12 protein-coding genes are annotated in these 12,591 nt (G+C 61.0%); 5 read left to right on the top strand and 7 right to left on the bottom strand.

Going from position 1 to position 12,591, the window contains the following annotated elements; genetic code table 11:
* Window positions 1-207 precede the first annotated feature (207 nt).
* Window positions 208-1,110: a diacylglycerol/lipid kinase family protein gene (locus tag QQF73_RS05195; RefSeq protein ID WP_219866517.1), complete on the bottom strand. Its 903-nt coding sequence runs from the start codon at window positions 1,108-1,110 to the stop codon at window positions 208-210.
* Between the two features lie 110 nt (window positions 1,111-1,220).
* Here QQF73_RS05195 and QQF73_RS05190 point away from each other — a divergent pair, with 110 nt between their 5' ends.
* Window positions 1,221-1,958 carry a maleate cis-trans isomerase family protein gene (locus QQF73_RS05190; RefSeq protein WP_285367475.1) on the top strand — a complete coding sequence of 246 codons (738 nt, stop codon included), beginning with the start codon at window positions 1,221-1,223 and terminating at the stop codon, window positions 1,956-1,958.
* A gap of 51 nt (window positions 1,959-2,009) precedes the next feature.
* Window positions 2,010-2,900, top strand: coding sequence for a haloalkane dehalogenase (locus QQF73_RS05185; RefSeq protein ID WP_285367474.1), 891 nt, complete (start codon window positions 2,010-2,012; stop codon window positions 2,898-2,900).
* A 14-nt stretch (window positions 2,901-2,914) separates the two neighbouring features.
* Here QQF73_RS05185 and rarD read toward each other — a convergent pair whose 3' ends face one another.
* The 5 genes from rarD to QQF73_RS05160 all read right to left on the bottom strand — a co-directional run bounded on the left by rarD (window position 2,915) and on the right by QQF73_RS05160 (window position 8,024).
* The gene (gene rarD, locus QQF73_RS05180) at window positions 2,915-3,805 is read right to left on the bottom strand and encodes an EamA family transporter RarD (protein WP_285367473.1); all 891 of its coding nucleotides are present in this window, start codon (window positions 3,803-3,805) and stop codon (window positions 2,915-2,917) included.
* Entirely contained in the window at window positions 3,802-4,689 is an 888-nt protein-coding gene (locus QQF73_RS05175) for a DMT family transporter (protein WP_219866521.1), read from the bottom strand. Before QQF73_RS05175 ends, rarD begins: the two co-directional genes overlap by 4 nt.
* Before the next feature lie 101 nt (window positions 4,690-4,790).
* On the bottom strand, window positions 4,791-6,989 hold the full coding sequence (locus tag QQF73_RS05170) for a hypothetical protein (RefSeq protein WP_285367472.1): 2,199 nt from the start codon (window positions 6,987-6,989) through the stop codon (window positions 4,791-4,793).
* Window positions 6,986-7,720, bottom strand: coding sequence for a TVP38/TMEM64 family protein (locus QQF73_RS05165; protein ID WP_219866523.1), 735 nt, complete (start codon window positions 7,718-7,720; stop codon window positions 6,986-6,988). Before QQF73_RS05165 ends, QQF73_RS05170 begins: the two co-directional genes overlap by 4 nt.
* Window positions 7,721-7,784: 64 nt before the next feature.
* Window positions 7,785-8,024 carry a TIGR02647 family protein gene (locus QQF73_RS05160; protein WP_219866524.1) on the bottom strand — a complete coding sequence of 80 codons (240 nt, stop codon included), beginning with the start codon at window positions 8,022-8,024 and terminating at the stop codon, window positions 7,785-7,787.
* 54 nt (window positions 8,025-8,078) lie between these two features.
* On the opposite strand from QQF73_RS05160, the gene QQF73_RS05155 reads away from it, so the two are divergent.
* The 3 genes from QQF73_RS05155 to QQF73_RS05145 all read left to right on the top strand — a co-directional run bounded on the left by QQF73_RS05155 (window position 8,079) and on the right by QQF73_RS05145 (window position 10,939).
* Entirely contained in the window at window positions 8,079-8,807 is a 729-nt protein-coding gene (locus tag QQF73_RS05155) for a pseudouridine synthase (protein WP_285367471.1), read from the top strand.
* An 88-nt stretch (window positions 8,808-8,895) separates the two neighbouring features.
* Window positions 8,896-10,233: a dicarboxylate/amino acid:cation symporter gene (locus QQF73_RS05150; protein WP_285367470.1), complete on the top strand. Its 1,338-nt coding sequence runs from the start codon at window positions 8,896-8,898 to the stop codon at window positions 10,231-10,233.
* Between the two features lie 61 nt (window positions 10,234-10,294).
* Complete coding sequence (locus QQF73_RS05145) at window positions 10,295-10,939, top strand: DsbA family oxidoreductase (RefSeq protein WP_219866526.1); 645 nt, start codon at window positions 10,295-10,297, stop codon at window positions 10,937-10,939.
* Window positions 10,940-10,965: 26 nt separating this feature from the next.
* Here QQF73_RS05145 and QQF73_RS05140 read toward each other — a convergent pair whose 3' ends face one another.
* Window positions 10,966-12,528: a BCCT family transporter gene (locus tag QQF73_RS05140; protein ID WP_219866527.1), complete on the bottom strand. Its 1,563-nt coding sequence runs from the start codon at window positions 12,526-12,528 to the stop codon at window positions 10,966-10,968.
* Window positions 12,529-12,591: the final 63 nt, after the last annotated feature.

Here is a 12,591-nt window from a genome sequence, read left to right as displayed (position 1 = left end):
AGGGTTGATGAAGAGGGACCATTCACCGGCAGGTTACCTGACCGAGCCAGACGCCATCATTGCAAAAGCTACATACTGTACGTTCCGGCCAGTCGACTTGAGCGATTCTGCCAATAACGCCCATGATTGCGCGTCCACGAAAAAAAGTCAGTGACAAAACGTATCCGGAAAGGAAACGAATCGAAATCAATACCTTGAAAAGATCCTTCAGTGTCGGTCGCGACCGCTGGAAGGCGGCTCGCCGGTACTGACTACCGTGGGGCCGATCACCGACAGTACGTGCGGCCGACACACCACATCAAGTGGCGTTTTTCCTACGACGTCGCCATCCGCGGTGACCGTTTTCGGCTTCCCGGTCCGTACCGAACAGCGTATGCCCTTCAGGTGGACAATAGTGCTGGTCCGCTGGGGGGAGCGCCGGTGTAGCCGGACCATCAGAAAGGTGAGCAGCAGTTGGAACAGGTGCCGTGGTTTTACTGCGATGACATCCAGCTGACCGTCATTGGCGGACGCCTCGGGAATCTCGTTCCCGCCACCGAAAAAGGCGCCGCTGGCCACGGCAATGGACAGCCACCGCCCTTTGACAAAAGCCTTGTCACAGCGAATTTCCGCCCGGAAACCTCGTTTGGCGTTGATCCGCCGTAACAACCCCAGGCCGTAACTGAAGCGACCGAACAGTTTTTTTTCCGTACCTTCCGACTCCCGCACGGGCAAGGTTCCGAGGCCAATATGGGCGACATTGAGAAACAGCGATTGGCCGAATTCCGCAACATCCACCCACTGTCGGGTACCGCTGGCAATGAGGGCACACAGCTCGGCGGGCTCTTCGGGCAGTCCCAGATTACGGGCGAAGTCATTAGCGGTGCCCGACGGCAGAACCGCCAGGGTGGCCTCTTTTTCCACGCACAACTGCGCTCCGCGATTCACTGAGCCATCACCGCCGGCTACCATAACCACATCCCCGGCTTTCACTCTGTCGGCCCAATCATCGTCGCCGAAGTCACAGCATTCCGGATCCGGGATACCGGCTGACGCCAGTGCGTCACGCCAGAATTCTCGCCCCCGTTCGCCCGAACCGGCTTTCCGGTTTGCCACCAGCCAATGGGTCATTTCAGATCGTTCCTGTATCTGCCCGTTCGATCGCGCATCGCACACAGCACCGTATTCAGACAAACGATAACCCATTGGCCCCGAATCCGCCTCACGACTATGGTTGATGTATGGAGAACAATGGTTATGTCGCCCATATCGGTTTCCTGTATCCCGGCCACGCTGCCGAGGATGATTATCCGCGCCTGGCCAGGATGGTGCACCCGGCCGCAGACATCCGGGTCATCCACACGAACTTTACTGCAGACGCTCACACGGTGGAGGCGCTGACCGAGATGGGGAGCCCCCCGAGACTGATCGAGGGTGCGGCCCGGCTTCGCGACTCGGGCATTGAAGCGGTTCTATGGACCTCCACCAGCGCCAGTTTTGTCCGGGGGCTCGATGGCATCCGGGAGCAGATCGATACCCTGGAGAAAGCCTTGCAGGTTCCAGCGTCCACCACCGCCATGGCGTTCGCCCGGGCAGTCACTGCGATCGATGCCCGGAAGGTAGCCATCGCGGCCACCTATCCGGACGACGTGGCCGCCCTGTTCCAGAGCTTTCTGGAACACTTCGACATTGAGGTGGTGAGACTGGCTAGCCACGGTATTGCCACCGCCGCCGAAGCCGGCCTGCTGGGCAGGGACGCCGTGCTGCGGTTCGCCAGCGAGAACAATCACCCGGATGCCGATGCCGTGCTGATCCCGGACACCGCACTGCACTCGGCAAGCTGGTTGGAGGAGCTGGAAACCGCGGCCGGCAAACCGGTACTCACCGCCAACCAGGTCAGCTTCTGGGAAGGGCTGCGTCTGTGTGGCAAATTGACGCCCCAGCAGGGACTGGGCACACTCTTCGCCACAGAACTCTGAAGCCGACCGGCCTCAGCCAGACGAACAAAAAAGGATAACAAGGCCTCCGCCATGGATTTCGTCAGAACCCCCGATAAGCGATTTGAACGCCTGCTGGATTACCCCTTCGAGCCCCACTACGTCCAGCTTGATAACCTGCGAATGCATTATGTCGACGAGGGACCCGCGGAGGCCAGGCCGATACTGATGCTGCACGGTGAGCCCTCCTGGTCCTACCTCTACCGGCACATGATTCCGGTCTGTGCGGCGGCGGGCCATCGGGTCATTGCGCCGGACCTGATCGGCTTTGGCAAATCCGACAAACCCACGTCGATTGATGATTACAGTTACCAGCAGCATATGGACTGGATGCAGTCGTTCATTGACCAGCTCAAACTGACTGACATCACCCTGGTGTGCCAGGACTGGGGATCGTTACTGGGCCTGCGCCTTGCAGCCGAGAACCCGGACCGGTTCCGGGCCATTGTAGTGGGCAACGGCATGCTGCCGACCGGCGATCAGAAAGCGCCACCGGCGTTCAAGATCTGGAAGAATTTTGCCCTGTACAGCCCGTGGTTCCCCATTGCCCGTATCATCAGGACCGGCTCGTTCCGCAAACTGGGGCCGGAGGAGATGCGCGCCTACGACGCTCCGTTTCCCGGCAAAAAGTACAAGGCAGGTGCCCGGGCCTTTCCCAGGCTGGTGCCCATGACCCCGGACGACCCGGCCACAGACGCCAATCGATCCGCCTGGAAGGTACTGGAACAATGGGAAAAGCCATTCCTCACCACCTTCAGTAATGGCGATCCGATTACCCGGGGTGGCGACCGGTACCTGCAGGAGCGGATTCCGGGCGCCAAAAACCAGCCCCACGTCACCCTCAAGGGCGGCCACTTCCTTCAGGAAGATTCCCCAGTGCCCTTCGCCCGGGCGATCAACGACCTGCTGGCCACCATGGCCTGATCTGGCCGGGCACGTCAGTTCTGTCCTGCCGGCACCCGTGGCCGGTAGTGCCAGGACGACCAGGTGTACAGGGCCAGGGCGCCCCAGATCACCACGAAACTGACCAGCTGGACCTGACTCAGGGGTTCCCCGAAGACCAGCAGCGCGATGAAGAACTGCAGGGTCGGGTTGATGTACATCAGAAACCCTACCGTAGCCAGGCGAAGGCGGCGCGCCGCGCCCGCGAACAACAGCAGCGGAATGGCGGTGACGATTCCGCTCGCCATCAGCAGTGCGCCGATAGAAACGCTGTCGCCGAAGTGGGACAGCTCCGCATGGCGAAGCCAGCCGAAGGTCATCAACCCGACGGGCAACAGCAACAGAGTTTCCACAAACAGACCCGACAGCCCGTCCAGCACGACCTGCTTGCGCAGCAAACCGTAGGTGCCGAAACTGATCGCCAGCGCCAGGGTAATCCAGGGCAACTCGCCGAGCATGACCAATTGGATCAGAATACCGATGCCGGCCAGCATCACTGCCGCCATTTGCCACGGCCCCATCCGCTCGCGAAGCACCAGCATGCCCAGGGCGACGTTCACCAGCGGCGTCAGGAAATAGCCAAGACTTGCCTGCAGTACGTGCCGGGTCTCCACGGAATAGATGTATATACCCCAGTTCGCCGCGATCAGCAGGGCACAGCCCAGCACCCGCCATAACTGCCTGGGATTCCCGAGCGCTGCCCGCACGGCTGGCCAACGACGCAGCCCCGTGATCACCGAAGCCAGAAAGACGCAGGACCAGATAATCCGGTGAACCAGGATTTCGAACGCCGGCACCCCTTCGAAAAGCGCGAAGAACAGCGGGAAACAGCCCCAGATGGTGTAGGCAGACAGTCCATAACAGACGCCCCGGGTGGTCTCGTTCATGCGGACTTCTTCTGGGTAACGACCAAGGCCACCCCGGTAATGGCCACCAGGCCGCCAATCATGGCCAGGCCCCCGAGGCGCTCATCGAACAGCAGGTAGGCTTCCAGTGCCGTAACCGGGGGCACCAGGTAGAACAGGCTCGCCACCTGGGAGGCAGCGCCCTGGCGAATGAGCCACATCAGCAGCAGGATTGCACCGATGGACACACCGAGGACCAGCCAGGCCATGGACAGCTGCAGTTGCAGGCTCCACTCAACCTCCCTGGACTCCAGGGCGAAGGCACCGATGGCAAAGAAGGTGGCGGCAGCGCCGTACTGGATCAGGGTACCGGCAACCAGATCCGCTCCGGTGCCGTGGCGTTTCTGGTACACCGTGCCCATGGAGATCCCCGCCAGCGCGAAGACTGCCCACAGCAGGGCCCAAGGCGAAAACCCGACACTGGATCCGGTGCCGCCGAACTTTTCCACCAGCACCAGGGTCACGCCAACCAGCCCCAGCGCCAGGCCCAGCCATTGGCGACGACTCACGGTCTCTTTCAGGAACACGACCGCCGCCGCCGCGGTGACCAGCGGCTGAAGGCCAACAATCAGCGACACAATACCCGATGCCATCCCACCCTCAATGGCATAGTAAACGCCGCCCAGGTAACAGCCGTGAACCAGGATGCCGGTGACGGCCAGGTGGCCGGCGCCGCGCCAGCCCGGCCAGCGAGTCTTCATCAGCCAGGCCAGCCCGAGCAGCAAAACCAGCGTCAACAGCATACGGATCAACAGGAGCGTAAACGGCTCCGCAAAGGGCAAACCGTATTTGGCGCCAATAAAACCGGTGCTCCAGAGCCAGACAAACAGGGCGGGAACAAAAAACGAATAGAAGAATGAACGCATGCGTTGCAACCGAAATCAGTGATGGCTTCCAGTACGGCCACTATAGTAGTTAGCTGGCAAACAAAACAGATACAGAAAACCGGGTGAATAACCAGTACAGATCATCGGGTTTCCCTACCGGGCAGGTGCACCTCAACGGTTGGTTCTTCCGCATGCCAATGGCCGCTCCAGGTAACATCCGGCGCGGCCCCCTGACGCGGCTGAATGGCTATGGAGATGGGTCCGAAACTGGTGGGCGCGGGCCCGAAACGGATGGGCCGGTCCTGGTCCAGCCAGCGCTCAGGCACCCCGGCGCAGAGAATCAGCCGGTCACCCTCCTCCCGTACGAAACAGTTCCGAACCATCAGCACCCACTCGGCCGAGGCCCAGACGTGGTGACCGTCGCCCATGCATCCACCCCCGGTGCCGGGATGGATAGCCTCCGGCCACTGACCCGTTGGCGAGGCGAGGCCCGCCACGGAGTCCATCAGGTCAAGATAACGGGCATCGCCGGCCCGAAGCAGTACCTGGGCCACATGCAGGGTGAGGTATGCGTTCAGTCCGGAGTGGATCATATCCTGGTAGAACGCCCCCTTCACAAAACAGTTCTCCAGCAGGAATTCGACACAATCGAGCAACCGGCGATCATCCGGCTGGCAGAGCTGGGTCGGATACCCCATTGCCAGGGACCCGATAGCTCCGGCATCCATCCGTCGATAGGGGGACGCTGGCATGCCAGGGCGTTTGAGCCGGCGTTCACAGCCGGCGAGGCTGCGGTCCACGGTCTGGGTGAATTCCCGGGCCCCGGCCGCAAACATGTCACTGGTGTCCGGATCGTCCGAGGCCAGCAGTTCGGAGGCTGCTCTCAAACCGGCGATACCCCAGAAATCATCCCAGTAATAGTAATCGTTGGGGCCCAAATGTTCGGCACTGAACCCTGCCGGCAACAGCCCGGCATGGGGCTTGTCCAGGGTACCGCTCACGCGTTTCTTCTGGATCCAGTGAGCGCCCTTGCTGACCGGTTCAAACCAGTCGATGGGCATTTTCCGCCCCGTCATCGCGAAAAAGCGCTGCAAAATCCACAGCACTTCGCCGTTGGCATCCCACTCGCCCTCCTGGGACCGGAAATACCCGTTCTTCAGCTGGCGGTCCGGGAACTGGTTCAGGGCGCGCTCGGCACGCTCGGTCATTCCGGCACACAGCAGCGCATGGATAATAAACGCGGCGTCCCGGAACCAGAATCGCTTGTAGGTATAGGGACCGGGGTAGACGTCTTCAGGCGAATGGAGCACCAGCGACCGGATTGCGGCCTCGTACAGAAACTGCCAGGTTTCATCCGGGCACTCCAGCCGGGCGTGGCCCTCCAGTGTTTCGTCCCAGGCTTCCGGGCGCAGACCAGCCACCGGTTCATCTGCCAGGGGCACGGTAACCGTCAGCTTGGCAGCTTTCCCAGCCTGTACCGGAAACAGCGCTGCCGCGGTAACCATACCCACGTCACATACGCCTTCGGTCTGATCTTCCTTGTCCGCCAGATGGATATGAACATCCCCCTGCCGGTAGTCAGAGACGTGGTGGCTGCGAGCCGGCTCACTGAAGAACACCGGCTGTTTGCCCTCCACCCGCCAGGCGTCGCGTTGGGCCGACAGGTTCACCCGGTGAATGAAGGCGACCCCTTCCGGATTGGCGGGGCGCAGCGATAACACCAATGAACCGGAAACGTCAGAGTGCCCCTCCAATTCAAGCTGGCATACCGGTCGGCCATGCTCAATCACGACCCGCGCGCGGCTGATCAGCTTCAGCCCCTCCATCTCCGATTCAGTGACCACGCAGGGATTGCTCCCGAGTTCCTGCCACTGCCGGCTTACCCGGCAACGAGATGGCAGCAGGCAACGGCCGTCGTCCGCCAGGAGCCAGCCATCCAGGGACCAGCCATCGTACAACGGGGTCAACAGCCCCCGTGGATCCACAACCGGCAAGGCTTCCACATCCGGCTGGCCCACGGCAGTCCAGTTGCGGTTACTCAGGTTGATGTGGGTAATCGAGAAAGCCCGGGGGATGAAGGCAGCGTCTGTGGGGTCAAACTGGCGCTCCACCCAATAGGGCCAGACCCAATCCAGATTGTGCTGGATCACCCGGCTGTTGATCAGGCCTCGGGCATGGAACACCACCCCGGCCCGCAGCAGCTCGATAGGCTCGCCCACTTCCGACGGCTGGGCAAAGCCATGCAGTTTGCCCAGCAGAGCGATCGGGTCGAGAAAACCATGCCGATGGGCCATATGCTTGACCAGATAACGCCAGGGCAACCATTTCATCCAGCTCATGGAGTGTAGTCCTCCTCCGTGGTTTCCGTCTCTATCCGGTAACGGGCCAGTGCCCGGCGGGCCAGCCGATTGAGAAACACCACCGCCAGCACGGTACCGGCAAAACCGGCCCCGTAGATGGTCCATTCCAACGGCGTGCGGGCGCTTTCGCGAGCACCGAGCGTTGACAGATCCGCCGCCAGCGAGCCCAGGTAAACGTTATGCAGGGAAAACGGAATCACGCCAAAGAACGTCCCCACGATAAAGCCACCGAACGAAAAGTTGGTCAGACCAAACAGGAAATTGGAGAGCTTGCCCGGAAAGAACGGGATCAGTCGCGTGAGCAACACGATTTTCCAGCCGTGGGGAGCCATCTCACTACTGACCACTGACAGCCGGGCCCTGCTCCGGATATAGACATGGGCGTGTTCGCCCAGAAAATGACGGGCAATTAGAAACGCGATGGCTGATCCCAGGGTTGTCCCTACTACCACGTAGGTGGTGCCCTGGACCACGCCAAACACAAATCCCGCGCCAGTAGTCAGCAAGACCCCGGGCAGCAGGAGCACCATGGCCAGTGCCATGATGCCGATGAACATCGCCGCCGCCCACATACCCTGACTATCGACCCAGCGCAGCAGCTCAAGCACCTGATGGTGAACGCCGAATGCGTACAGGAGTCCGACTATCGCGCCGACTCCGGCAACGCTGCCCGCCATCCACAGAATCGGAGACTTTTTCCAGTTGCCCATGGCAACACCCTAACGCGCGAGCAGACTGGCGCTCAAAGCCGACTTCATCGGCAACGCCTTACCGTCACTGGTTGCTGAAAATGGCGTGGAGTTTCTGGGTGAGCTCGACGGCCTCGGCCCCCAACGGCGTCAGGTAACCACCATCCTTCTGGCTGATCAGGCCCCGGGCAAACAGATTCTCCGCTGCCCTGACGGTTTCCGCAGACGCAGAATGGGCATGCACCTTGATCCCCTCCTGGGTGGAGCTCGACGGAAACTGGGCCAGAAGATTGAGTTCGGCAAGGTGATCAGCAGAGAATGGCATGGCAATTCCTCGTATTATTGTCGTGACTTCCTCACAGCATAGTCGATTAACACCATGAAGCTTTCCAGAATTCTCAGCAACCGGGACGGGGTCAGCCGCAAGCGAGCCAACGCGCTGATCGCAGCGGGCCGGGTGACTGTAAACGGGACACCCTGCCGGGTTCCGGCCAGGGATGTGGATCGTTTTTCCACGGTCAGAGTCGACGAGGCAATCATCCAGCCCGGCGACACTGCCCACCACCTGATGCTTCACAAACCCGCGGGCTACCTCAGCGCCACCGTGGATGACGTTCACACGACGGTGCTGGATCTCATTGCCCCATCCCTGCGCCAGGAACTGCACATCGCCGGGCGGCTGGACCGAGCCAGTACCGGCTTGCTGATTCTCACCAACGACGGCACCTGGTCGCGTCAGCTGACGGAGCCGAAAATCAAACTGCCGAAGGTGTATCGGGTCGAGACCGCCGACCCTATCAGCCAAGAGACTGCACAATGCTTTGCCGAAGGCATCTGGTTTGAGTTCGAACAGCTGAGGACGTCCCCGGCCACGCTGGAACTGCTCGGGCCGCAGGCAGCGCGAGTAACGATTTACGAGGGCCGCTACCACCAGGTGAAGCGAATGTTTCATGCTGTCGGCAACCGCATTACCTCGCTGCATCGGGAACAAATGGGAGCCATCGAACTGGACGCCGCCCTGGCGCCCGGGGACTATCGGCCGCTGACAGCCCCGGAGATCGACTCCGTTCGTCCGGCAACGGTTGACCGGCTTCTGGTTCAGAGTTGACCCAGCTCAGGGCCACACCGCCCGCGCTGTTGTGTAATGCACTAAGCTTCCGGAAGGCAACGTACAGACACACGGACGACTCCCCGCCATGGCCAACAACACCTACTATCCGCGACAGCTACGCAATCTGAGCAGCTACCTCTCCGCACTGGTTCAGGGGCGGCTTTGGCTGAAAGTTCTGGTCGGCATGTTCCTGGGGCTTATCGTGGGCACCATACTGGGGCCGTCAGTGGGTCTGGTGGAACCCAATACCGGTACTTTGATCGGGAACTGGCTGGCTTTCCCCGGACAGTTGTTCCTGGCCACCATCCAGATGATTGTCATTCCCCTGGTCATCGCCTCCGTTGTACGAGGCCTGGCCGCCAGCGAGAATCTTGATCAGCTGCGTAAACTGGGGCTGCGAGTCACCGGTTTCTTTGTCATCACCACCGCCATCGCCGCCGCCATTGGCCTCTGGATTGGCAACCTGATGAACCCCGGCAGCATGTTGAAGGGACTGGCCACGCCGGCACCGGCAACAAACGACGTTACTGCGGCGGACATGCCCGGCGTCGACGAACTGCCCGCGACCCTGATCGGCCTGTTGCCGGGCAACCCGCTCGACGCCATGGTCGAAGGTCAGATGCTTCAAGTGGTTATCTTCTCGATTATTGTCGGCATCGCGCTGGTCAGTATGGAACCCCGGAAATCGCGCCCGATGCTCGAACTGCTGGATTCGCTGCAACAGATCTGCATGACCGTGGTGGGCTGGGCCATGAGGCTCGCCCCATTTGCGGTCTTTGGCCTGATGGCGCAACTGACCACCACCATTGGTTTCAATGCCATGCTGGGCATGGCGTCCTACGTTGCCACCGTACTGATGGGCCTGCTCCTGATGCTCGGCGTCTACATGCTGATCCTGAAACTGGTGGCCGGCCAGCCGCCGTTTCGTTTTCTGAAAGACAGCCGGGACGTTCTGCTGCTGGCGTTCTCCACGTCCAGCTCCGCCGCCGTTATGCCGTTATCCATCCGGACCGCGGAGGACAAGCTCGGGGTGCGGCCCTCGGTCTCCCAGTTCGTCATCCCGCTCGGGGCTACCATCAACATGAATGGTACGGCGCTTTACCAGGCCGTTGCGACGGTGTTCCTGGCCCAGGTCTATGGCGTCGACCTCGGCATGGGCAGTATGGCGCTGGTGGTTGCCATGGCCGTGGGCGCCTCCATTGGTTCGCCAGCAACTCCGGGCGTGGGTATCGTCATCCTGGCCATGGTGCTGCAGACCGTCGGTGTACCACCCAGCGGCATCGCGCTGATCATGGGGGTCGATCGGATTCTCGATATGTGTCGTACTGCCATCAACGTTACCGGGGACCTGGTCACCTGCAAGCTGATGGAAAACTGGTCCGGAAAACGCCTGACTCCAGAGCCGCTGCCCCAGGAATCCTGACCACGACACAGCGGTCCGCTTTCCGGTAACCTGACCAGACGACACCAAACCGGGAGCTCTCATGACAACTGTTCGCATCGACATCGTTTCCGACATCGCCTGCCCCTGGTGTGCGATCGGATATGCCCGCCTGGAAAAGGCCATGGCGGAACTGAAAGATGAAATGACGTTCAGTATCGAGTGGCACGCATTCGAGCTGAACCCGGACCCCGCCGGGGACGGTGAACCCATCCTTCAGGCCCTGAGCCGGAAGTACGGCCGCAGCCCCGAGGAAATGCAGGCCAATCAGGCCCACATGATGGAAATCGCCAGCGGGCTGGGGCTCAACTTCAGCAAGCTTCAGGAACGGCATACCCGCAACACCTTTGATGCCCACCGCCTGGTCAAATGGGCCGGTGAACAGGGCCGGCAAACCGAAATGAAAATGGCCTGCTTCGAGGCCTACTTTGGCCATGCCGAGAATATTGCCAGCCCGGAGGTACTCGTTAAGTGTGCGGAAAGCATTGGTCTGGACGGGGATGAAGCCCGGGCGGTCCTGGCCTCGGATCGCTACGCAACAACCGTGCGCGAAGACGAGGCTCGATACCAACAGGCCGGCGTGTCCGCCGTGCCGGCCTACATCGTCAATCAGAAATACATGATTTCCGGTGCCCAGGAGCCGGACACGCTGGTCGGGGCATTCAGGGAAATCGCCTCGGAACCCTAGGCGCCCGAACGCGTCCGCCAAACTCCTTAAACCGGGATGCTCTGTGCCCGGGCCATTGCGTAGGCAGCTTTTGGTCCGGTCCACAGCGACGGCAAAATGATCAGCGAGACGGGAATCGCCGTCAGCACGATAAACTGCTGCAGTACGCCAATCTGGCCCGCGCCCATATACAGAAGAATCGCTGCCATGATCGCCATGGCTCCACCCCAGAACGCCCTCACCAGGTAGTGCGGTTCATCATGGCCAGCGCCTACGGTGGCAATCGCATAGCTCATGGAATCCCCGGTGGTCGCCACAAAAATGGTGGTCAGCAGGAGGATGGCGGCTGCCATGAACGTCCCCCCCGGTAAAGCCTCTGCCACGGTCAGGGTAGCGACATCGAATGAGAAACCGTTGAGCGCTTCGGTCAGGTCAAAGGTTCCGGCCAGCTGGTTATAGATGCCGGAGCCGCCCAGCAGGGTAAACCAGATGGACGTGGCAATCGGCGCCAGGACGGCAACGGCCAGGATGGTCTGCCGAATGCTGCGGCCACGGGAGATCCGTGCCACAAAGATGGACATGAGCGGCGTATAGCCGATGAACCAGGCAAAGAAGAACACTGTCCACCACTTCATCCACCAATCCGGCGCGGTTTCTGCCGTCACCGTCGACATCGCGAAGAACGAAGACAGGTATTCGCCAGCAGAGGACAGATAGGTATTGGTCAGGAACAGAGTGGGACCGAACACGAAAATCACGGCTGCAATCCCCAGGGCCAGGATAACGTTGAAACGACTCAGCATCTGAATGCCGCGGTGCAAGCCACTCACGGCCGATGCCATGTACAACCCGGCCAGCAACGCCAGGATGGTGAGTTGTGTGGAAAAATCATCCGCAATGCCGAACAGCTCGTGCAGTCCAAAACTCATCTGGGTTGCCAGGAAGCCGATGGGGCCAACGGTCCCGGCCACGACAGCAATCACGCAGAGGGCATCCACCAGGCCGCCAAACCAGCCCGTCATCAGCCGTTCACCGAGTACCGGATAGAGCAGTGTGCGCGGTTGCAGGGGCTTGCCCTGGACATAGTGGGCATGGGCGAGCACCAGCGCCGTCAGTGACCCGAGCACGGCCCAGGCCAGAAAGCCCCAGTGCATGAACGACTGCGCCATAGCCGGAGCCACCGCTGCCGCCGTTCCCGCCTCGGCGCTGGAGACCGGCGGCGATACCACAAAATGGTACACCGGCTCGCCGGCCGCGAAGAAGACACCGCCTCCGGCCAGCAGCGTGCAAAGAATCATCGACATCCAGCGGAAGGTGCTGATTTCCGGCCGGGCCAAGCCGCCGAGCCGGGCAACGCCGGCGCGGCTAAACGCGACAACCAGGGCGATGAAAAAGGTCAGTAACAGGAGCAGCTGGAAAAACGAACCAAGGTATTTGGCGGTCCAGGTAAAGCCGTCACCGATCACGGAGGCCAGGCCCTCGGCATCGTTCAGGGACCAGCCAACGAACAGGAGGATGAATCCAATGGTAAGCACCAGGACGACAGGATCGCCCAGCCGCTGAAGCCCGGAGGCATCTTTGAGGGGAAGCGTTGCACTACTTGAGGACATGAAACTCGCCGGTTATTGAATGGGCCGGGCACCCTACGCAGCGACTAATGAGGTTGCTATCGG

Origin of the sequence: Marinobacter albus, from assembly GCF_030238305.1 — a bacterium.
Classification (GTDB): Bacteria; Pseudomonadota; Gammaproteobacteria; order Pseudomonadales; family Oleiphilaceae; genus Marinobacter; species Marinobacter albus.
This window is presented reverse-complemented; position numbering and strand designations above follow the sequence as displayed.